Origin of the sequence: Cellulosimicrobium marinum (assembly GCF_020551945.1) — a bacterium.
GTDB lineage: Bacteria > Actinomycetota > Actinomycetes > Actinomycetales > Cellulomonadaceae > Cellulosimicrobium > Cellulosimicrobium marinum.
Genome location: NZ_JAJBZH010000006.1, coordinates 51,215 through 72,041, shown reverse-complemented (window position 1 = coordinate 72,041; position 20,827 = coordinate 51,215). Strand labels below are relative to the sequence as shown.

Genomic DNA, 20,827 nt, shown 5'->3' with positions numbered 1-20,827 from the left:
GCGTTCCTCACAGTCCGTTCCTGCCCCGGGTTCATCGTCGGTCGAGCAGCTCGTGCGCGCTCGCGCGGGCCCACCGCTCGGCCTCGGCCACGTCGTCCAACGTCACGCGCCCGGCCGGGGTTCCCTCGTGCGCGGCGAGCACGCGCTCGACCGTCGAGACGATCTCACCGAATCCTGCGCGTCCGCTGAGGAAGGCCGCGACGGCCTCCTCGTTCGCCGCGTTGTACACCGCGGGATGGGTCGCGCTCGCCGCCACCGCGGCGCGCGCGAGACCCACGGCGGGGAACGCCGCGTCGTCGAGCGGCTCGAACGTCCACGACGACGCCCGCGTCCAGTCGCACGGCGGCGTGACGACGTCGAGCCGCTCGGGCCAGCTCAGGCCCAGCGCGATCGGCAGGCGCATGTCCGGCGGGGACGCCTGCGCGATCGTCGACCCGTCGACGAACTCGACCATCGAGTGCACGACGGACTGCGGGTGGACGACGACGACGACGTCGTCGACCGGGACGTCGAACAGCAGGTGCGCCTCGATGAGCTCGAGGCCCTTGTTCATGAGGCTCGCCGAGTTCACGGTGACGACCGGGCCCATGGCCCACGTCGGGTGGGCGAGTGCCTGGTCGACCGTCGCGGCCTTCACGGCGTCCGCGGACCAGCCGCGGAACGGGCCTCCGGACGCCGTGAGCACGAGGCGGCGCACCTCGGTCCGCGCACCGCCGCGCAGGCATTGCGCGATCGCCGAGTGCTCCGAGTCGACGGGGACGACCTGGTCCGCGCGCTGCTGGGCCGCGCGGACCAGCGCTCCCCCGGCCACGAGCGACTCCTTGTTCGCGAGGGCGAGCGTCGACCCGCCGCGCAGCGCGGCGAGGGTCGGCCCCAGACCGACGGAGCCGGTGACGCCGTTGAGCACGACGTCGCTCCCCCGCCCCGCGAGCTCGGTCGCCGCCTCGGGACCGGCCAGGACCTCCGGCAGCGGGCCCCGACCGGCGAAGGCGTCGGCCAGGGCGTCGCGCAGGGCCGCCGCCCGGGACGCGTCCGCGACGGCGACCGCCGCGACCCCGAGCTCTGCGGCCTGGCGCGCGAGGAGCCCGACGTCGCCCCCGCCCGCCGACAGCGCCTCCACCCGGAACCGGCCGGGGTGGGACCGGACGACGTCGATCGCCTGGGTGCCGATCGAACCGGTGGAGCCGAGCAGGGTGACGGAACGGGTCATGGGCCCATCCTCCCAGGGCCCGCGGGGTCGGCCGACCCGACCCGTCCGCCGGACGACGCGCGGAGGACGACGAGGCCGACGGTCGCGAGCGCGACCACCGTCGCGGCGGGGACGGGGAGGGCGCCCGGCCCCGCCTGCGCGACCACGAGCGCGGCCAGCGCGGCACCGACCGCGATGCCGCCGTTGAAGAGCACGGGGACGAGCGCCCCGGCGAGGTCACGACGCTCCGGGCCGGCGAGCCGGAGCACCGCGGTCTGCGCGAGCGGCGGGAGCGCCCCGGACGCCACGCCCCACACGACGAGGACGAGCAGGCCGACCGCGGGCCGTCCGGGGGCGAGGGCGAGCGCGAGCAGGGCGACGCCGGTGACGGCGGCGCTGCCGGCGAGCACGTCCCGGCGCGAGTCGCCCAGCCGTCCCGCGACGACGACGCCGGCCGCGGACGCGACCCCGAACAGCAGCAGCAGGCCGCTCGTGCCGCCCGGGGCGACGGACGCCGCGTCGTCGAGCAGGCGGGTCACGAACGTGTACGCGCCGTAGTGGCCCACGAGCAGCAGGGCGACGAGTGCGGCGACGAGGACCATCGGCCGTGCGCTCGACCGCCCGGACCTCGGTCCGGGCGCCGGGACCGCGCCCGGCTCCCCCGCGACGTCGTCCGCCGAGACGCGGTCCCTCTCGGCCGATCCTCGGGCCGCCGCACCGCGCGGGACGACCACCCGCACGACGACGGCCCCCGCCAGCGCGAGCCCCGCGAGCACCCAGAACGACCCCCGCCAGCCCACGACGTCGGCGACGAGACGGCCGAACGGAGTGCCCACGACCATGCCCAGCGTCGCGCCACCGAGGACGACCGAGACGGCGCGGCCGAGCAGCCGGTCGGGGACGAGGTCGGCGGTGTGCGCGTTCGCGGTCGCCCAGAGCAGACCGACGGCCGCCGCCCCGCCCACCCGTCCGGCGACGGCGACGCCGTACCCGGGCGCCGCGGCGACCACCGCCGTGGTCAGCGCGAGGCCGACGAGAGCGACGACCAGCACGCGACGGCGGTCCCACCGCCGCGCGAGGCGCACGAGCGGGAAGCTCGCGACGACGACCACCGCCGCCCAGACGGACACGAGGAACCCCGTGCTCGCCTCGGGGACGCCGAGCCCCGCGCTCATCGGCCCGAGCACCGCCGTCGGCAGCATCTCGGCCGTCACCATGACGAACGTCGCAACGCCGAGCGCGACCAGGGCCGGCCACGGCAGCCCTGCGCGGGACGTCCCGCCGGTCGTCGGTCGTGTCGCGGCTGCCCTGGTCGTGTCCATACGGCGACGCTAGAGTTTGACACTGATGTCAATGTCAACCCCTGTCCGGGGGGCGTCACCGCGGAGGGTCCTGTGAAGATCGGCGAGCTGTCCGCACGGACCGGGGTCGCGCCGCGCCTCGTGCGCTACTACGAGCAGCAGGGACTGCTGTCAGCGCCCCGCGCGACCAACGGCTACCGCGACTACGACACCGCGCACGTCGACCGCGTCGTCCGGGTCGCCGGTCTCGTCCGGTCCGGCATCCCGACGCGCCTCGTCAAGGTGCTCCTCGACATGGAGGACGCGCGCGCCCAGGAGCACCCCACGTGCCCGCGCACCGTCGCCGAGCTCCTCGCGACCGAGCTCGTCGGCATCGAGGAGCGGATCGCGTGCCTCACGCACAGCCGCGACACGATCCGCGACGTCCTCACCCGCACCGAGCACGCGGCGCTCGTGTCCGAGGGGCGGACCGCCGAGGGGTGAGCAAGCACGGGTGAGCCGGTAAGGGAGAGCCGGCACGGGCGAGCCGACACGAGTGAGGGACCGGACCGCGGCCGACCGCAGGACCTGCCGAAAGGGCCTGCCGGGAGTGGCCTGCCAGGCGTCACTCGACGCCGAGCAGCACCTCGATGGCCCGCGAGAAGAACGCGTCGACAGGACCCTCCGCGTACCCGTCACGGCCGCGCGCACGCCCGAACGTCGCCGACCGGATCTCCGCGGCCGTGATCGGCACCTGACGGTCGAAGTACGCCACGAGCCGGTCGCACAGCTCGTCGACGTCGTCCACGTCGTACGCCGGCTTGCCCCGCTCCGCCGGCGCGAACTTCTCGCCGTCCGGACGCCCCAGACGCCCGTACAGCGTGCGCGCCCGCTCGGCGAGCGCGTTCATCCACGCCTGCTGGCCGTGCGCCGCGACGTACTCCGCACGCTGGCGCGCGATGAACGCGCCCTCCAGCCGGTCGAGCGCCGCGTCCACCTCGTGCGTGTCGTACCCGCCGCGCACGAGGTCGAAGACCGAGGTCTGGATCTCCGTGCTCGTCAGCCGGTCGGTCGCCCGCCCCTCGTACACGTCGCGCGCGTGCTCGAAGAAGTCGTCGACCTCCTCCGGGTCGTACCCGTTCCGGGTCTTGCCGACCGTGGTGAACAGCGAACTCACTCGTCCTCCTCTGCAGCGAGCTGCCCGCAGGCGCCGTCGATGTCGCTGCCGCGGGTGTCACGGATCGTCGTCGGGATCCCGTGCCCGCGCAATCGTGCCACGAACTCCGCCTCGACGGCAGGGTCGCTGGCTGTCCAGATCGACCCCGGCGTCGGGTTGAGCGGGATGGGGTTCACGTGCACCCAGCCGCGGCCGCGTGCGTTGAGCTTCTCGCCCAGCAGGTCGGCCCGCCACGCGTGGTCGTTCATGTCCTTGATCAGCGCGTACTCGATGCTCACGCGCCGGCCCGTCACCTCGAAGTAGTGCCGCGCGGCGTCCAGCGTCTCGTCGACGCTCCACCGCGTGTTGATCGGCACGAGCTCGCTGCGCAGGTCGTCGTCCGGGGCGTGCAGCGACAGCGCCAGGGTGACCGGGACGCCCTCGTCCGCGAGCTTGCGCATCGCCGGGACCAGTCCCACGGTCGACACCGTGACGTTGCGCGCCGACATCCCGAACCCGTCGGGGGCGGGGGCGACGAGGCGCCGGACCGTCCCCATGACCGCCTTGTAGTTCGCCAGCGGCTCGCCCATCCCCATGAAGACGAGGTTGTTCAGGCGCGTCGGGCCGCCCGGGATCTCGCCGTCCACGAGCGACCGGGACGCCGAGCGGACCTGCTCCACGATCTCCGCGACCGACAGGTTGCGCGTCAGGCCCAGCTGCCCCGTCGCGCAGAACGGGCACGCCATGCCGCAGCCCGCCTGGCTCGACACGCACAGCGTGCTGCGCTGCGGGTAGCGCATGAGGACCGACTCCACCTTGGCGCCGTCGAACAGGTGCCACAGCGTCTTGACGGTCGTGCCGCCGTCGGCCTCCATGCGCCGCGCCGCGTCGAGCAGCGGCGGGAAGAGCGCGCCCGCGAGGGCGTCGCGGGACGCCTTCGGCAGGTCCGTCATCGACTCCGGGTCACGGGTGAGGTGCGCGTAGTAGTGCGTCGCGAGCTGCTTGGCGCGGAACGGCTTCTCACCGAGCTCGACGACGGCCTCGCGCACCTCCTCCGGCGTGAGGTCGGCGAAGTGGCGCGGCGGCTTGCCGCGGCGCGGCGCGGACATGACGAGCGGGAGCGGCTTCGACTCCGCCGAGGGGCGGACGGAGCGTTCGGTCGGGCGGACGGTCATGAGGAGGTCCAAGCGTGGGAGGTTCCGGCGGGCAGGGAGCGCGACCGGGGCACGGTCACACCGCGAGCGTGAGGAGCACGTAGACGAACGGCGCGGTGAGGAGCATCGAGTCCAACCGGTCCAGGATGCCTCCGTGGCCGGGCAGGAGCGAGCCCATGTCCTTCAATTCTAGGTCCCGCTTGATCATGGACTCCGCGAGGTCCCCCACCGTCGCCGTCAGGGGCGTGAGGACGCCGAGCGCGACCCCCACCAGCGGGCTCGCGCCGAGCCCCACGACCGCACCCACGACCCCGACCGCGGTCGCGAGCACGAACGAGCCGGCCAGGCCCTCCCACGACTTCTTCGGGCTCACCGACGGCGCGAGCGGGTGCCGCCCGAACAGCACGCCCGCGACGTAGCCGCCGACGTCGTTCGCCACCGCGAGGAGGATGAACAGCAGGACCCGCACGCGCCCGTCGTCCTGCGCGAGCAGCAGCATGACGAAGCCCGCCATGAACGGCAGGTACGCCGTCGCGAACGTGCCCGCGGCCGCGTCCCGCACGGCAGCGGTCCCCGACCCGTCGATGACCCGCCAGACGACGACGCCCGCGACGGTGAGCATGAACGAGACGAGCAGCGCCTCGGGCCCCGAGTAGTACGAGGACACGAGGATGCCCGCCGTCCCCACGAGGAGGGGCAGCACCGGGACGTGCAGGTCGCGCCGCTCGAGCGCCTTCCCGAGCTCCCACACGGCCGCGCCGACCGCGAGCACGGCGAGCCCGACGAACGGCTCCGGACGGAACGCGAGGCTCGCGGCCACCGCGACGAGGAGCGCGAGGCCCACGGCGATGGCGACGGGCAGGTTGCGCCCGGCACGCGAGCCCCGGCCCGCCGTCGGGGCGGCTCCCGGGCCGTCGGACCGGCCGGTCGCGGAGCCGGGGTCGGCGGAGGGGAAGATGTCTGACATAGGCGGGTGCGGTCGGGTCCGAGCGGGCTCAGACCTCGAGCAGCTCGCTCTCCTTGCCGGCGAGCAGGGCGTCGACCTGGTCGACGTGCTGCTTCGTCAGACCCTCCAGCTCCTTCTCCGCCCGCACGACCTCGTCCTCGCCGGCCTCGCCGTCGCGCACGATGCGGTCCAGCTCCTCCTTGGCGCGGCGGCGCACGTTGCGGATCGCGACGCGCGAGTCCTCCGCCTTCGACTTCGCGAGCTTGACGAAGTCGCGGCGGCGCTCCTCGGTGAGGGCGGGCAGCACGACGCGGATGATGTTGCCGTCGTTCGACGGGTTGACGCCGAGGTCGGAGTCCCGCAGGGACTTCTCGATCGCCGCCATCGCGCTCTTGTCGAACGGCGACACGATGATCGTGCGCGCCTCCGGCGTCTGGAAGGACGCGAGCTGCTGCAGCGGCGTCGGGGCACCGTAGTAGTCGACCGTGATCTTGCTGAACATCGCGGGGTTGGCCCGGCCGGTGCGGATGGTGGCGAAGTCCTCCTTGGCCACCTCGACCGCCTTGTCCATCTTCTCCTCGGCCTCGAGGAGGGTCTCGTCGATCACCAGTGCTCCTTCTGTTCGGTCGGTCGTGCGAGCCGCTTGTCAGTCCGTCGTGACCAGTGTGCCAATATTCTCGCCGACCAGGGCCCGCGTGACGTTCCCCGGCTCGCCCATCCCGAAGACGCGCATGCGCACGTCGTTGTCCCGGCACAGGCTCAGCGCCGTCGCGTCCATGACGCCGAGGTCGTTGACGAGGGCGTCGGTGTACGTGAGGTGGTCGAGCTTGACCGCCGTCGGGTCCTTGCGCGGGTCCGCCGTGTAGACGCCGTCCACGCCGTTCTTGCCCATGAGCACCTCCTGGCAGTGCGTCTCGAGGGCGCGCTGCACGGAGACGGTGTCGGTGGAGAAGTAGGGCATGCCCGCCCCGGCGCCGAAGATCACGACACGGCCCTTCTCCAGGTGGCGGATCGCGCGGAGCGGGATGTACGGCTCGGCGACCTGACCCATGGTGATGGCGGTCTGGACGCGCGTCTTCACGCCCGCCTGCTCGAGGAAGTCCTGCAGGGCGAGGCAGTTCATCACCGTGCCGAGCATCCCCATGTAGTCGGCCCGGGCCCGGTCGAGGCCACGCTGGCTGAGCTCCGCGCCGCGGAAGAAGTTCCCTCCCCCGACCACGATCGCGACCTGGACACCTTGGCGCACGGCGTCGGCGATCTCCTGCGCCACACGCTGGACGACGTCGGGCGCGAGACCGATCTGGCCGCCGCCGAAGGTCTCGCCGGAGAGCTTGAGGAGGACGCGGCGCGCCACCGGGTCCGCGGTGTCCTGCGTCTGGTCGATCGTCGTCACTGTCCCCACCTGGTCCTTCCTCGTCGCCCGGTCGGGCTGGGTGGTCGTCCCGGCGTGCGCGGGACGGTCTGCGCGGCCCGCCGGGCGGGACCGCCGGGCACAGGGCCCGGGTGCGCCGTGGCCCGGCCCTCCCGCACGTCGCGGGAGGGCCGGGCCAGGCAGGGCGTCAGGCGCCGACGCGGTAGCGGACGAACTCCGTGATCGTCCCGCCGGCCTCGGTCACGACCTGGCCGACCGTCTTCTTGGGGTCCTTCGCGAGCGGCTGGTCGACGAGGACGACGTCCTTGAAGAAGCCGTTCAGGCGGCCCTCGACGATCTTCGGCAGCGCGGCCTCGGGCTTGCCCTCGTTGCGCGAGGTCTCCTCGGCGATGCGACGCTCGTTCTCGACCGTGTCCGCCGGGACCTCGTCGCGCGACAGGTACGTCGGCGACATCGCCGCGACGTGCTGCGCGACGTCCTTCGCGACGGCCTCGCCCGCGGCGTCCGTGGCGACGACGACGCCGATCGACGGCGGCAGGTCGCGGGCCGTGCGGTGCAGGTAGGCGGTGACGCGCTCGCCCGCGACGCGGGTCACGCGGCGCAGGACGATCTTCTCGCCGAGCGTCGCGGCCTGGTTGTCGATGACCTGCTGGACGGTCTCGCCGTCGGCGTCCGCGGCGAGCGCGGCGTCGGCGTCACGGGCACCGGCGTCCGCCGCGGCCTTGAGCACGCGGTCGGCCAGCCCGATGAACGTGTCGTTCTTCGCGACGAAGTCCGTCTCGGAGTTGAGCTCGATGAGGGTCGCGACCTGGCCGCCCTCCGCGTCGCGGATGTCGACGGCCACGAGGCCCTCGGAGGTCGAGCGGCCCTCGCGCTTGGCGACGCCCTTCAGGCCCTTGACGCGGATGATCTCGAGCGCCTTGTCGGCGTCGCCGCCGGCCTCGTCGAGCGCCTTCTTGACGTCGAGCATGCCGGCGCCGGTGCGCTCGCGCAGCGCCTTGATGTCAGCGGCGGTGTAGTTCGCCATGGTGATCCTCACTCGTGGGGTGTCACGGTACGTGCTGGGTGGTGCGCGGGACGTCCGCCGGGCGCAGGGCCCGGCGCGTCACCGGGTGCGCGGCGACGTCGGCCGCCGCGCACCCGGGGACGTCACTTGGCCTCGTCGGTCTCCGGCTGCGGGGCGGCCTCGACCGCAGGAGCGGCGTCGGCACCCGGCGCGACGGCCTCCTCGGCGCCGGCGGCACCCTGCGTCGGCGCGGCCTCGGCCGACTGCTCCTGGCTCTCGAGCTGCTGCTCGGCGCCCTGGAGGAGCTCGCGCTCCCACTCGGCGAGCGGCTCTGCGTCCGCGTCGGCACCGGCCTCGGCGCCCGAGCGGCCCGAGTGACGCTGCATGAGGCCCTCGGCCACGGCGTCGGCGATCACGCGCGTGAGCAGCGTGACGGAGCGGATCGCGTCGTCGTTGCCCGGGATCTTGTAGTCCACGACGTCCGGGTCGCAGTTGGTGTCGAGGATCGCGACGATCGGGATGCCGAGCTTGCGCGCCTCGTCGACCGCGAGGTGCTCCTTGTTCGTGTCGACGATCCACACGGCGGAGGGGACCTTCGCCATGTCGCGGATGCCGCCGAGCGTGCGGGCGAGCTTGTCCTTCTCGCGGCGCAGCACGAGGAGCTCCTTCTTGGTGAGCCCCGAGCCGGCGACGTCGTCGAAGTCGATCTCCTCGAGCTCCTTGAGGCGCTGGAGACGCTTGTGGACCGTCGTGAAGTTGGTGAGCATGCCACCGAGCCAGCGGTGGTTCACGTAGGGCATCCCGACGCGCGCGGCCTGCTCGGCCACGGGCTCCTGGGCCTGCTTCTTCGTGCCGACGAAGAGGATGGAGCCGCCGTGCGCGACGGTCTCCTTGACGAACTCGTAGGCGCGGTCGATGTAGGACAGCGACTGCTGGAGGTCGACGATGTAGATGCCGTTGCGCTCCGTGAAGATGAAGCGCTTCATCTTCGGGTTCCAGCGGCGGGTCTGGTGCCCGAAGTGGACACCGCTCTCGAGGAGCTGGCGCATGGTCACGACGGCCATGACACGTCCTTTCACCGCGCGGCCCGGGATCCACCCGGTGCGCGCGCGCTCTGAGCGGCCCCTGCGGGGCCGCGTGCGGTTGTCGGTGCGGACCATGGCGGTACGCACCCCTGGCGCCACCGCACCGACGCCCGCTCGCGCGGGGCGAGAGGGACCGACGAGGGTGCGGCCCGCCCGAGAGTCGGAGGGCCGGCGGGCAGGGGATGACGCGCGAAGTCGACCGGCCGGTTCCGCGCCAGCCCCGGCGAGAAGCCGGTGCGGCGCACGGTCGTGCCGATCGCGTCGACAAGTCTACCCGACGCCCCGCACCCGCGGCGCCGTCCACAGATTCGCCCGGAGGCTCCCGCTCGCACGCCGTGCGCGGCACGCTGGGGCGGTGCCCACCCCGCTCCCCACCGCGCCCCCCGAGGCCGTCGCCCGCCGCGCCGACGGACGCCGACCGGCCGCCGCCGTGCTCACCCTCGCGCTGCTCCTGCTCGTCGGCGCGCCGTACCCCGCGGACGCCCGTCAGGAGCCGCCCGTCACCGTCCGGTCCGCGGCGCCCGACGGCGCATGGCTCCCCCCGCTGGACCGGCCCGCCGGGGCGCTCGGCGTCGTCGCGCCCTTCGACGCACCCGCGCAGGACTGGCTCCCGGGGCACCGCGGCGTGGACCTCGCCGCCGCGCCGGGGGAACGGGTGCGCTCCCCCGCCGCGGGGGTGGTGACCTTCGCCGGGCCGGTCGCCGGGCGCGACGTCGTCGTCGTGCTGCACGACGGCGGGCTGCGCACCTCGCTGGAACCCGTCACCGGGACGGTCCGACCGGGCACGCGTGTGGACCGCGGCGCCCCCGTGGGCACGGTCCAGGCCCCGCCGGGCACCCCGACGTCCTCGGCGCACGGCGGGCACTGCGCTGGGGTGTGCGTCCACTGGGGAGTCCGGCGGGGCGAGCGCTACCTCGACCCGCTCGGCCTGCTCGGCGACCGCCCGCCGATCGTCCTGCTCCCCCTGTGACGCCGGGGTCCCGCGCCCCGTGACGGCACGGCTTCACGTGTTGATGACGGACGGCCTCAGGTGTCGGTGGTGGGACGGCCTCACGCGCGGGGGAAGGCCTGCTCGAACGAGCTGCGCAGCCTCTCGGCCGTCACGTGCGTGTAGCGCTGGGTGGTCGCGAGCGAGGAGTGCCCGAGGATCTCCTGGACGCTGCGCAGGTCCGACCCGCCGGCCAGCAGGTGCGTCGCGGCGCTGTGGCGCAGGTCGTGGGGCGCGACGTCGTCGACGCCCGCGGCGGCCGCCAGCCGGTGGACGGCGTCCCGGGCCTGGCGCTGTCCCCAGCGCCCACCCCGGTCGCCGAGCAGGAGGGCCGCTCCGGACCGGTCGGTGGCGAGCGCGGGCCGTCCCCCGTCCAGCCAGGCCCGTACGGCGCGCGCGGCGGGGACGCCGAACGGCACGACCCGCTCCTTGTCGCCCTTGCCGAGCACGCGGAGCGTGCGGTCCCCGAGGTCCACGTCGTCCACGTCGACGCGGACGAGCTCGCCGACCCGGATCCCCGCCCCGTACATCAGCTCGGCGGCGGCCCAGTCCCGCAGCGGCCCCGGTCCGCCCTCCTCGGCGGCCGTGCGTGCGCCGTCGAGCAGGAGCGCGGCCGCGTCCGCGGCGAGGACCGTCGGCAGGGTCCGGGGGACCCGCGGGCTCGCGAGCCGCACGGCCGGGTCGGCGGCGACACGCCCGGTCGTGCGAGCCCAGGCGAAGAAGGCACGGGCCGCCGCCCCGCGGCGCGCGAGAGTGGCTCGTGCGAGGTCGCGCTCCGCCATCGCGGTCAGCCAGGCGCGCAGGACGGCGAGGTCGACGTCGTCGAGCGACCGCGCGCCGTCGCGCGCCGCGTGCCGCAGCAGGCCCTCGACGTCGCCCCGGTACGCCCGGACCGTGTGCTCCGACGTCCCCCGCTCGACCCGCAGCGCCTCCGCGAACGCGTCGAGGGCCGTGCGGAGGGCCGCAGGAAGCTCGGACGCACCGGTCGCCGCGTCCCCGGCGTCGTCGGCCCTCGTCTGCGCGGCGTGCGCCTCGGCGACCCTCTCCTCGGCAGCCCTCGCGTCGTCGTCCACGACGCCAGTGTGCCCCGCGAGCCGGCTCGCGGGCAGGAGGCTCCCCGAGGCCAGGCACTGCGCGGTCAACCGTCCCCGACCGGCTGCGCGCGTCAGCGCTCGTCGGGCACCCGCGCGCGACGCCACCCTCCGGCGACGCGCTCGGCCAGCCCGGACACCTCCATCCCGCCGAGCGCCGCCAACGTCTCCGGCACCGCGAGCCCCGCCGCACGCGCCACGGACTCCACGGGCCGCCCCGAGCGCAGCGGCAGGGCGTCCCAGGCGCGGGTCGCGACCTCGTCGAGGCCGTCGTGGAGCGCCGGCCGCTCCTCGTGGGCCCGCGCGGCGGCGGGCACGACGTCCGTGCCGTGCACCCCCGCGAGCTCCGCCACCTCGGCTGCATCGGTCACGCACACCGCGGCGCCGTCCCGCAGCAGGCGGTGGCACCCGGAGGAGGCCGCCGAGGTCACAGGCCCGGGGACCGCGCCGACGGGACGCGAGAGCTCTGCGGCGCGGGCCGCCGTGCTCAGGGATCCGGACCGCCAGGCCGCCTCGACGACGACCGTCGCACGGGCGAACGCGGCGATGAGCCGGTTGCGCAGCAGGAAGCGCACACGGCTCGGCACCGATCCGGGCGGCACCTCCGAGACCACGGCGCCGCCCGCGTCGACGACACCCGCGAGAAGCTCTGCGTTGCCCGCGGGGTAGAGGCGGTCCACCCCTCCGGCCAGGAAGGCGACGGTGACGCCGCCGCCGACCAGCGCCCCGCGGTGCGCGACCGCGTCGACGCCGTACGCCCCGCCGGACACCACCGCGAACCCGCGGTCGGCGAGCCCGGCCGCCATCTCCCCGGTCACGTACCGGCCGTAGTCCGTGCACGCCCGGGCCCCGACCACCGCGACGGACCGGGCCGACGCCGCCGCGAGGTCGGCGCGACCCCGGACCCACAGCCCGAGCGGGGCCGCGACGCCCAGGTCGTCGACCGCCACGGGCCAGCCCGGGTCGCCCGGGACGACGAAGGTTCCTCCGACGCGCGCCAGCACCCGCAGCTCCCGGCGCGGATCGAGACCGTCGAGCCGTGGAGCCCAGCGTGACAGGGCCCGCAGGAGCCGGGGCGCCGCACCGGTCGCCGACGTCGGGGCCGCCGCCGCGAGCGCCGACCGCGCACGGGCCGGGTCGTGCGCTGCCTCGACCACCCAGTGCAGAGCGGCGGGCGCGCCCAGCTCCCGGACGAGGGCCCCGGCGACCTCGTCGCCCGGTTCCGCGAGCCGGGTCCATGCCGCACGGGCCAGGCGCGGGTCGTCGACGTCGAACACCAGCGGGTGCGGGGTCGTCCGCTCAGCCATGGTGCCCCCGGGTGCGCAGCGCGAGGCCCTGACCGACGTCCGCCCGCGACGGTGCCGCACGACCCGCGAGGTCGGCGACGGTCCACGCGAGCCGGAGCACACGGTCCGCACCGCGCAGGCTCAGCGTGCCCCGGTCGAGCGCGGCGTCGACGTCGTGCAGCAGCCCCGGGTCGGGACCGAGACGGTCGCGCAACCAGGTGCCGGGCACCTCGGCGTTCGTGCTCCATCCCGTGCCCGCGAGCCGGGAGGCCGCCGCTGCGCGCGCCGCCCGGACCCGTTCGGCGACGGTCGCGCTCGACTCCGGGGCCGTGCCGGTCGCGCGCTCGACGCGCGTGACGGGCCGTACCTCGACCTGCACGTCCACCCGGTCCAGGAGAGGGCCGGACAGGCGCGTGAAGTACCGGCGCTGCGCCACCAGGCTGCACGAGCAGTCGAGCCCCTTGCCGACCGCGCGCCCGCAGGGGCAGGGGTTGGCGGCGAGGACGAGCTGGAACCGGGCGGGGTACCGTGCGGTCCCGCCCGCGCGGTGGAGCACGACCTCGCCGTGCTCGAGCGGCTGCCGCAGCGTCTGCAGCACCCGCGCGCCGAACTCCGGGGCCTCGTCGAGGAAGAGCACCCCGCGGTGCGCGCGGGACGCGGCACCCGGGCGTGGCAGGCCGCTGCCGCCCCCGACGATGGACGCGGGTGTCGCCGTGTGGTGCGGGTCCTCGTAGGGCGGGCGGCGGACCAGTCCGCCGCCCGGGTCGAACACGCCGGCCACGCTGTGGACCGACGTGACCTCGACCGCCTCCGCCTCCGTGAGGTCCGGCAGGATGCCGGGCAGGCGGGAGGCGAGCATCGTCTTGCCCGCGCCGGGCGCCCCGACGAGCAGGAGGTGGTGCCCGCCCGCGGCGGCGACCTCGAGCGCGTGCCGGGCCTCCTGCTGGCCGAGCACGTCCAGGAGGTCCCCGGTCCGCGGTACGGACGACGTGGTCCGCGCTGCCGCCACCGGTGCCACCGGCGGGGCGTCGACGTCGGCACCGTGCAGGGCCGCCACGTCCGCGAGCGTCGCCGCGCCCGTGACCCGCGCGCCCGGGACGAGCCGGGCCTCCGCGGCGTCGGCTGCCGGGACGACGACGTCCGGGTACCCGGCGGCGACGGCCGCGGCGACCGCGGGCAGCACGCCGCGCACGGGCTGGAGCCGGCCGTCGAGCGCGAGCTCGCCCACGTGCACGACCCTCTCGACGGCGGACCGCGGCACGACGTCGGCGCCCGCGAGGATCGCCACGGCGATCGCGAGGTCGAACCCCGTGCCGGACTTCGGCAGGGCCGCCGGGGAGAGGTTGATCGTGATCTTGCGCTGCGGCCAGGACAGCCCGGTCGAGCCGACGGCGGCGCGCACTCGGTCGCGCGACTCGCTCAGCGCGGTGTCGGGCAGCCCGACGAGCACGAAGCCCGGCACGGAGGCGGCGAGGTGCGCCTGGACCTCGACGACGTGGCCGGTGAGACCGACGAGCGCGACGGCCCGCGTCGTGCCGAGCCCCATCAGGCGCTCACCCCGCGCAGGTGCTCGACGCGGGCGGCCCCGGCGCGCGGCACGACGACCGCCAGCACGTCGACGCGGACCGACGCGGCGCGCACGTCGTGCGTGGCGAGCCACTCCCCCGTGAGCCGGCGCAGCCGGGCGAGCTTGCGCGCGGTCACCGCCTCGGCCGGGTGGCCGTACCCGGTCCCGCGCCGCGTCTTCACCTCGACGGCGACGAGCACGTCGCCGTCGAGCGCGACCACGTCGAGCTCCCCGCCGGTGCCGCGCCAGTTCCGCTCGAGCACCGTCCACCCAGCCTCGACCAGGTGGGTCGCGGCCACCTTCTCCCCGTACCGCCCGACGGCGTCCTTGGCTCCCATGAGCTCACCTCCGCGCACACGGTGCGCGAGGGAGCGGGGACGGCGAAAGGGGCGGGTCACCGCCTGGGGACGGGCCCTCCGTCGCCGGGCCTGTGCACGGCCAGGACCGGCGCACGGCCACGAGTCAGAGCTGGAGCTCGGCCTTCGCGAGCTCTTCGACGTTGACGTCCTTGAACGTGACGACGCGCACCGACTTCACGAACCGGGCCGAGCGGTACACGTCCCAGACCCACGCGTCGCCGAGCCTCAGCTCGAAGTACACCTCGCCCGCCGCCGACCGCACCTGGAGGTCCACCTGGTTCGCCAGGTAGAAGCGTCGTTCGGTCTCCACCACGTACGAGAACAGACCCACGACGTCGCGGTACTCGCGGTAGAGCGCGAGCTCCATCTCGGTCTCGTAGTTCTCCAGGTCTTCGGCGCTCACGCCTCCATCATGGACCATGGAGGCCGGTCCGCCCGCCCGGCGCGTCAGCTGCTGGGCAGCGCCGCGCCCGGGTCGATCTCGAGGACGTCGACCGGCAGCGTCGCCAGGTCGTCCGCACCACGCTCGGGGAGCCGCCAGCTCCGGCGGTGCTGCGGCGTCGGGCCGTGCTCGCGCAGCGCCTCGACGTGCGCCGCGGCGGAGTAGCCCTTGTTCTGGTCCCACCCGAACGCCGGGTACTGGTGCGCCAGGCTCGTCATGAGACCGTCGCGCTCCGTCTTGGCGAGGACGCTCGCCGCCGCCACGGAGGCGCACTGCAGGTCCGCCTTGACGAGGGTGCGCACGCGGGGCTCGGCGCCCGCCTCGACGTGCGGGTCGAGCTCGAACGCCTCGAACAGGTCGACGGCGGCGGGCCGGCTCAGCCAGTCGTGACGCCCGTCGAGGAGGACGACGTCGACGTCGCCCACCGTCCGGCGGACCTGGGCCAGCGCACGGCGCCCGGCGAGCCGCAGCGCCCCGATGATGCCGTGCGCGTCGATCTCGGCGGGACCGGCGTGGCCCACCGCCCAGGCGAGCGACCAGGCCCGTGCGAGCGGCACGAGAGCCTCGCGGGCGGCGGGGCTGAGCAGCTTGGAGTCCGTGAGCCCGGGCGGGCACGGCCGGGTCGCGAGGTCGACGACCGTGACCCCGACGGACACCGGTCCGGCGAGCGCCCCGCGGCCGACCTCGTCCATCCCCGCGACGAGCCGCGCGCCGTCGCGGAGCAGCGCACGCTCCTGGCGCAGGTCGGGGCGACGTCGCCCCGCGGGTCCGCGCCGCGCGGTCCCCGCCGTCCCGGTCGTGCGCGGCTCGGCCCGGGTGGTGCCGACCGTCACGGCTCGACCTCGGGCACGTCGGCGAACACGTCGCCGGGGTTGCGCAGCAGGCCGACGTGCGAGAGCGGCCAGACCTTGACGAACGCCGTCCCCACGACGTTGCCCATCGGGACGAACCCGCCCCCGGGGTTCCCCGTGTTGTAGCGCGAGTCCTGGGAGTTCTGCCGGTTGTCACCCATGACGAAGAGCATGTCGTCAGGCACGGTCGTGTCGAACGGGTCCTGGCTGGGGACGGATCCCGGCTTGATGTACGTCTCGTCGATCGGCTCGCCGTTGACGCTCACCCGCCCCTGCGCGTCGCAGCACACGACGTGGTCCCCGGGCGTGCCGATCACCCGCTTGATGAGGTGCTCGCCCGTGTCCTGCGGCAGGAGCCCGATGAAGGTGAGTGCCGCGCGGGCCCCCTCGGCGAGCGGGCTCTCGTCCTTCTCCACGGGAGGCGGCAGCCAGCCCCCCGGGTCCTTGAACACGACGACGTCACCCCGGTGGACGTCGAACGCCCCCGGGACGAGGCGCGAGACCATGATCCGGTCGCCCTCGACCAGCGTGTCCTCCATCGAGCCGCTGGGGATGAAGAACGCCTGCACGAGGAAGGTCTTGATGAGCAGCGACAGCACGAGCGCGCTCACCACGATGATCGCGGTCTCGCGCAGCAGCGAGGACCGCTTCGGCGGCGCCTCGGCCCTCGCCGCCACCGGCTCCTCGTCCGCGCCGGCGACGGTCGGGTCGGCGGCGGCACCGTCCGTGGCGGGGTCCGGTCCGTCCGCGCCGTCCGCACGCTCCGTCCGGGCGTCGGGTCGGGGGCCGCGTGAGGGGGCGCTGTCGGTCACGCGTTCACCTTGCCACCTCGGGGGGTGATCCGGGAAACCCGACCGTGTGTCGGACGCCCCGACGACGGACGGGCGGCCGCCCCCGTGAGGGGGCGACCGCCCGTATCCGGCTGCCGAGGGTCAGCGCGAGGTCTCGCGCTTCTCCTTGATCTTCGCCTTCTTGCCGCGGAGCTGACGCAGGTAGTACAGCTTGGCGCGACGCACGTCACCGCGGGTGACGACCTCGACCGACTCGAGCGTCGGGGAGTGCACCGGGAAGGTGCGCTCGACGCCGACGCCGAAGCTGATCTTGCGGACCGTGAACGTCTCGCGGACTCCGTGGCCCTGGCGGGCGATGACGACGCCCTGGAAGGCCTGGACGCGGGAGCGGTTGCCCTCGACGACCTTGACGTTGACCTTGAGGGTGTCGCCCGGGCGGAAGTCCGGGACGTCGCTGCGCAGGGATGCTGCGTCGACGCTGTCCAGCGTGTGCATGGTGCTTCTCCTCGTCCGCCACAGGTCGGAACGCGTGCTCGTGGCCCGGACCGTCTCCGGGCTGATCTCGTCAGGACGGTGCTCGACGTGCCGTCGGACGGCTCGATCGCCCCGGCGTCCCCTGTGGCAGAGACCGGGAGTCGGCGTGCACCGAGGGTCCATTCTGCCACACGGGCGCCCGAGGGTCTCAGCCCGCGGCGGACGACGGGCCGAGGTGGCCGTCGTGCGGCGTCCAGCCCTCCTCGGCGAGCACCGCGAGGTCGTGCCGGTCGAGCGTCGTGACGTCGAGCGCGCGCAGCATGTCGGGCCGCCGGGCGGCCGTGCGCCGCAGCGCCTCGTCGCGCCGCCACCGGTGGATGCGCGCGTGGTGGCCGGAGAGCAGGACCTCGGGCACCTCCCGGTCCGCCCAGACCGGCGGCTTCGTGTACACCGGGTACTCGAGCAGGCCGGCGGCGCCGTGCGACTCCTCGACGAGCGACTCGGGGTTCCCGACGACGCCCGGCAGGAGTCGCGCCACCGCCTCGACCATGACGAGGGCGGCGACCTCTCCCCCGTTGAGCACGTAGTCGCCGATCGACAGCTCGCTCACGGGCGCGCCGGTCGCCCGGTAGTGCTCGGCGACGCGGGAGTCGATCCCCTCGTAGCGCCCGCACGCGAAGACCAGGTGGTCCTCGCGCGCGAGCGCCTCGGCCGTGCGCTGCGTGAACGTCGTGCCCGACGGCGTGGGGACGACGAGGTGGGCCCGCGCACCGGGCGCGGGGGCGTCGTCGGGCGTCGCCGGGCGGGCGACGTCGTCGATCGCGCGGCCCCACACGTCGGGGCGCATCACCATGCCGGCGCCGCCGCCGAACGGCGTGTCGTCGACGGTGCGGTGGCGGTCGCTCGTCCAGTCGCGCAGGTCGTGCACGCGCAGGTCGAGGATGCCCGCCGTGCGAGCCTTGCCGACGAGGGACAGGTCCAGCGCGGCGAGGTAGTCGGGGAAGATCGTGACGACGTCGACCCGCACGTCAGTCCTCCTCGGGGAGCGCGACGTCGAGGCGCGCGGCGTCGGCCGCGAGGAGCCCGCCGGGCGGGTCGAGGACGACGCGGCCCCCCGGCACGTCCACCACGGGCACGATCGCCCGCACGAAGGGCACGAGAGTGCGGGTGCCGCCGGGCTCGCGCAGCACGAGGAGGTCGTGCGCCGGGGCCTCCTGGAGCCCTTCGACCTCACCGAGCGGTTCGCCGTCGACCGACTCGGCGCGCAGACCGGCGAGCTCGTGCGCGTACCAGGCGTCCTCCTCGTCGGACTCCTCGACGTCGACGACGAGCTCGACGCCGCGCAGCGCCTCGGCGGCCGTCCGGTCGGCCACGCCGTCGAACCGGACGAGCCAGCGCCCCTGGTGCACGCGCACGGTAGCGACGGTCAGCGGGCCGGCCGAGACCGGCTCGGTGGGCAGCACCGTCCCGACGGCGAGGCGGGTGGTCGGGTCGTCGGTGCGCAGGTCGAGCGACACCTCGCCTCGCAGCCCGTGCGCCTTGCCGACGCGGGCGACGGTCAGCTGCATGGTCGTGCTCCTCAGGTCGTGTCGTGGGCGTCCGCGGTCGGGTCGCCCTGCTCCCGGGCCTCCGGGAGCGGAAAGACCCGGCACGCCTCGCGGCGGCCGGGTCTTTCGCGTCCCTCGCGGGACCGGTCCTTCGTGACGGCTCAGCGGCGGTCGACGTCGACGACGTCCACGCGCACCGGACCGTCGGTCGCCAGGGCCCCGACCACCGTGCGCAGCGCACGGGCGGTCCGGCCACCTCGACCGATGACGCGGCCGAGGTCGTCGGGGTGGACCCGGACCTCGAGCAGGTCACCGCGGCGCAGGGTCTTCGCCCCCACCCGGACGTCGTCCGGGTGGTCGACGATGCCCCGCACGAGGTGCTCGAGGGCCTCGGCGATCATCAGGCCTCGTCGCCGGCGGCGTCGTCGGAGGCGGCCTCGTCCGCGGCGGGCTCCGCCTTCTTCTCCGCGGCCTTGGCCTTGATCTTCTCCGCGTCGGCGGCGGCGGCCTCGATGGCGGCGGTCGGGTCGACCTTCTCGCCCTTGACCTTGAGGGTGCCCTCGGCGCCGGGCAGACCCTTGAACTTCTGCCAGTCGCCGGTGACCTTGAGGAGCGCGAGGACCTGCTCGGTCGGCTGCGCGCCGACGCCGAGCCAGTACTGCGCACGGTCCGAGGTGATCTCGATGAACGAGGGCTCCTCGGTGGGGTGGTACTTGCCGATCTCCTCGATCACTCGACCGTCGCGCTTGGTGCGCGAGTCGGCGACGACGACACGGTAGTACGGCGCACGGATCTTGCCGAGACGCTTCAGACGAATCTTGACGGCCACAGTGGTGGTCACTCCTGGTTCTGGTGTGGGTGAGCCCGTGCCCGTCCGGTGGGGCCGGACCAGGGTGTGGGCTCAGGACACGGCGGGCGCGGCGAGAGGGTCCGGGCGCACCGAGTACCGGGCCATTGTGCCAGAGGCGGGGGCCGACGACCAACCCGCGCCCCGCACGACCACCCGGCGCTCCGCGGGCCGAGGGCCGCGCGGGTCGCAGGCGCAGGACTCAGTCGCCGGCGGTCGGTCCGACGAGCTGGCCCCGCAGGACGACGGCCGTGGGCGCACGCAGCACCTCGACGTCCTCGCGCGGGTCCGCGGGGTAGACGACGAAGTCCGCCGACGCGCCCTCGACGAGCGACGTGAAGCCGAGGAACTCGCGCCCCTGCCAGCTCGCCGCCGCGACGACGGTCGAGCTCGGCACACCGGCGGCGACCAGCTCGGCGCACTCGTCGGCGAGCCTGCCGTGACCGATCGTCCCGCCCGCGTCCGTGCCCACGAGGAGCTGCACCCCGGCGTCGTGCAGCGCCCGCACCTGCTCGTACCGGCGCGCGTGCAGGCGGCGCATCCGCTCCGCGAACCGCGGGTACTTCCCGTCCGCGCGGCGCGCGATCTCCTCGAAGCGTCCGACCTGCAGGAGCGTCGGGGTGACGGTGACGCCGCGCTCGGAGATCTCGTACATGAGGTCGGGGTCGATGCCGGTGCCGTGCTCGATGCCGTCGACGCCCGCGGCGAGCAGCGACGGGACGACCTCCTCCGAGAAGGCGTGCACCGTGACGCGCGCGGCCTCCGCGTGGGCGACGGCGACGGCCTCGGCCAGCAGGTCGTCCGGCCACAGCGGGCGCAGGTCGGCGTCCGGCCCGAGGTCCCGGTCGATCCAGTCGCCCACGAGCTTGACCCACCCGTCGCCCTCGCGGGCCTCCCGGCGCACGGCCGCGGGCAGGTCGGCCACGTCCTCGAGCTCGAGCCCGTAGTGGCGCAGGTACCGCTTGGGCCGCGCGAGGTGCCGGCCGGACCGCACGAGCCGCGGCAGGTCACGTCGCGCGTGGACCCACCGGGTGTCCGCCGGCGAGCCCGCGTCGCGCACGAGCAGGACGCCGCTGTCCCGGTCCGCGACCGCCTGCTCCTGCGCGGTCAGCGTGTCGACGGCGCCGTCGGCCCCGAGGCCGACGTGGCAGTGCACGTCCACGAGTCCGGGCAGGACCCAGCCCTCGAGCTCGACCATGTTCGTGCCCTGGGCCGAGGGTCGCGTGAGGCTGACGCGGCCGTCCTTGACCCACAGGTCGCCGACCTCCCGGTCGTCGCCGACGACGACGTGACCGCGGACGTGCAGCGAGGGGCCTTCCAGGGCGGACATGCGGCTCCAGGGTGAGGACGGGCGGGACGGACGGAGGTCGCACCGGGGTCCGGAGCCCGCCCGCTC

24 protein-coding genes are annotated in these 20,827 nt (G+C 75.0%); 2 read left to right on the top strand and 22 right to left on the bottom strand.

From position 1 onward, the window contains the following. Positions 1-31: 31 nt before the first annotated feature. Both dxr and LGQ04_RS14210 read right to left on the bottom strand, forming a co-directional pair. The gene (gene dxr / locus LGQ04_RS14215; protein WP_229244596.1) at positions 32-1,210 is read right to left on the bottom strand and encodes a 1-deoxy-D-xylulose-5-phosphate reductoisomerase; all 1,179 of its coding nucleotides are present in this window, start codon (positions 1,208-1,210) and stop codon (positions 32-34) included. Continuing rightward, positions 1,207-2,511, bottom strand: a complete 1,305-nt coding sequence (locus LGQ04_RS14210; RefSeq protein ID WP_229244595.1) for an MFS transporter — start codon at positions 2,509-2,511, stop codon at positions 1,207-1,209. The genes dxr and LGQ04_RS14210 overlap by 4 nt, the downstream gene beginning before the upstream one ends. A 72-nt stretch (positions 2,512-2,583) precedes the next feature. On the opposite strand from LGQ04_RS14210, the gene LGQ04_RS14205 reads away from it, so the two are divergent. Continuing rightward, a complete protein-coding gene (locus LGQ04_RS14205; protein ID WP_229244594.1) occupies positions 2,584-2,973 on the top strand; it encodes a MerR family transcriptional regulator in 390 nt (129 codons plus the stop codon). A gap of 121 nt (positions 2,974-3,094) precedes the next feature. On the opposite strand, the gene LGQ04_RS14200 is transcribed toward LGQ04_RS14205, so the two are convergent. From LGQ04_RS14200 to rpsB, 7 genes are all read right to left on the bottom strand, one after another. Further along, positions 3,095-3,646: a DivIVA domain-containing protein gene (locus LGQ04_RS14200; protein ID WP_229244593.1), complete on the bottom strand. Its 552-nt coding sequence runs from the start codon at positions 3,644-3,646 to the stop codon at positions 3,095-3,097. After that, a complete protein-coding gene (rlmN, locus tag LGQ04_RS14195) occupies positions 3,643-4,800 on the bottom strand; it encodes a dual-specificity RNA methyltransferase RlmN (RefSeq protein ID WP_229244592.1) in 1,158 nt (385 codons plus the stop codon). The genes LGQ04_RS14200 and rlmN overlap by 4 nt, the downstream gene beginning before the upstream one ends. A 55-nt stretch (positions 4,801-4,855) precedes the next feature. Continuing rightward, on the bottom strand, positions 4,856-5,746 hold the full coding sequence (locus LGQ04_RS14190) for a phosphatidate cytidylyltransferase (RefSeq protein ID WP_229244591.1): 891 nt from the start codon (positions 5,744-5,746) through the stop codon (positions 4,856-4,858). A gap of 28 nt (positions 5,747-5,774) precedes the next feature. Continuing rightward, complete coding sequence (gene frr, locus LGQ04_RS14185; protein WP_229244590.1) at positions 5,775-6,332, bottom strand: ribosome recycling factor; 558 nt, start codon at positions 6,330-6,332, stop codon at positions 5,775-5,777. Between the two features lie 39 nt (positions 6,333-6,371). After that, on the bottom strand, positions 6,372-7,118 hold the full coding sequence (gene pyrH / locus LGQ04_RS14180) for a UMP kinase (protein ID WP_229244589.1): 747 nt from the start codon (positions 7,116-7,118) through the stop codon (positions 6,372-6,374). 166 nt (positions 7,119-7,284) lie between these two features. Continuing rightward, positions 7,285-8,124: a translation elongation factor Ts gene (tsf, locus tag LGQ04_RS14175; RefSeq protein WP_229244588.1), complete on the bottom strand. Its 840-nt coding sequence runs from the start codon at positions 8,122-8,124 to the stop codon at positions 7,285-7,287. Between the two features lie 122 nt (positions 8,125-8,246). Continuing rightward, complete coding sequence (rpsB, locus tag LGQ04_RS14170) at positions 8,247-9,167, bottom strand: 30S ribosomal protein S2 (protein ID WP_229244587.1); 921 nt, start codon at positions 9,165-9,167, stop codon at positions 8,247-8,249. Positions 9,168-9,543: 376 nt separating this feature from the next. Between rpsB and LGQ04_RS14165 the strand changes: the two genes are divergently transcribed. Beyond that, complete coding sequence (locus LGQ04_RS14165; protein ID WP_229244586.1) at positions 9,544-10,158, top strand: murein hydrolase activator EnvC family protein; 615 nt, start codon at positions 9,544-9,546, stop codon at positions 10,156-10,158. An 80-nt stretch (positions 10,159-10,238) separates the two neighbouring features. Here LGQ04_RS14165 and LGQ04_RS14160 read toward each other — a convergent pair whose 3' ends face one another. The 13 genes from LGQ04_RS14160 to LGQ04_RS14100 form a co-directional block, all read right to left on the bottom strand. Beyond that, entirely contained in the window at positions 10,239-11,249 is a 1,011-nt protein-coding gene (locus LGQ04_RS14160; protein ID WP_308016410.1) for a tyrosine-type recombinase/integrase, read from the bottom strand. 92 nt (positions 11,250-11,341) lie between these two features. Continuing rightward, positions 11,342-12,574 carry a DNA-processing protein DprA gene (gene dprA, locus LGQ04_RS14155; protein WP_229244585.1) on the bottom strand — a complete coding sequence of 411 codons (1,233 nt, stop codon included), beginning with the start codon at positions 12,572-12,574 and terminating at the stop codon, positions 11,342-11,344. Beyond that, entirely contained in the window at positions 12,567-14,099 is a 1,533-nt protein-coding gene (locus LGQ04_RS14150) for a YifB family Mg chelatase-like AAA ATPase (RefSeq protein WP_229244584.1), read from the bottom strand. Before LGQ04_RS14150 ends, dprA begins: the two co-directional genes overlap by 8 nt. After that, positions 14,099-14,458, bottom strand: a complete 360-nt coding sequence (locus LGQ04_RS14145) for a YraN family protein (protein WP_229244583.1) — start codon at positions 14,456-14,458, stop codon at positions 14,099-14,101. Before LGQ04_RS14145 ends, LGQ04_RS14150 begins: the two co-directional genes overlap by 1 nt. A 124-nt stretch (positions 14,459-14,582) precedes the next feature. After that, positions 14,583-14,882 (bottom strand): DUF2469 domain-containing protein, encoded by a 300-nt coding sequence (locus LGQ04_RS14140; RefSeq protein WP_229244582.1) that lies wholly within the window; start codon positions 14,880-14,882, stop codon positions 14,583-14,585. Between the two features lie 44 nt (positions 14,883-14,926). Then, complete coding sequence (gene rnhB, locus LGQ04_RS14135; protein WP_372470079.1) at positions 14,927-15,754, bottom strand: ribonuclease HII; 828 nt, start codon at positions 15,752-15,754, stop codon at positions 14,927-14,929. After that, the gene (gene lepB, locus LGQ04_RS14130; protein ID WP_372470078.1) at positions 15,751-16,584 is read right to left on the bottom strand and encodes a signal peptidase I; all 834 of its coding nucleotides are present in this window, start codon (positions 16,582-16,584) and stop codon (positions 15,751-15,753) included. Before lepB ends, rnhB begins: the two co-directional genes overlap by 4 nt. 120 nt (positions 16,585-16,704) lie before the next feature. After that, positions 16,705-17,058 (bottom strand): 50S ribosomal protein L19, encoded by a 354-nt coding sequence (gene rplS / locus LGQ04_RS14125; RefSeq protein ID WP_229244581.1) that lies wholly within the window; start codon positions 17,056-17,058, stop codon positions 16,705-16,707. Between the two features lie 187 nt (positions 17,059-17,245). Then, complete coding sequence (gene trmD / locus LGQ04_RS14120) at positions 17,246-18,064, bottom strand: tRNA (guanosine(37)-N1)-methyltransferase TrmD (RefSeq protein ID WP_229244580.1); 819 nt, start codon at positions 18,062-18,064, stop codon at positions 17,246-17,248. A 1-nt stretch (position 18,065) separates the two neighbouring features. Then, positions 18,066-18,605, bottom strand: a complete 540-nt coding sequence (gene rimM, locus LGQ04_RS14115; RefSeq protein ID WP_229244579.1) for a ribosome maturation factor RimM — start codon at positions 18,603-18,605, stop codon at positions 18,066-18,068. 140 nt (positions 18,606-18,745) lie between these two features. Beyond that, positions 18,746-18,985, bottom strand: a complete 240-nt coding sequence (locus tag LGQ04_RS14110; RefSeq protein WP_229244578.1) for an RNA-binding protein — start codon at positions 18,983-18,985, stop codon at positions 18,746-18,748. Then, entirely contained in the window at positions 18,985-19,413 is a 429-nt protein-coding gene (gene rpsP, locus LGQ04_RS14105) for a 30S ribosomal protein S16 (RefSeq protein ID WP_229244728.1), read from the bottom strand. Before rpsP ends, LGQ04_RS14110 begins: the two co-directional genes overlap by 1 nt. A gap of 220 nt (positions 19,414-19,633) precedes the next feature. After that, complete coding sequence (locus LGQ04_RS14100; protein WP_229244577.1) at positions 19,634-20,761, bottom strand: amidohydrolase family protein; 1,128 nt, start codon at positions 20,759-20,761, stop codon at positions 19,634-19,636. Positions 20,762-20,827 lie beyond the last annotated feature (66 nt).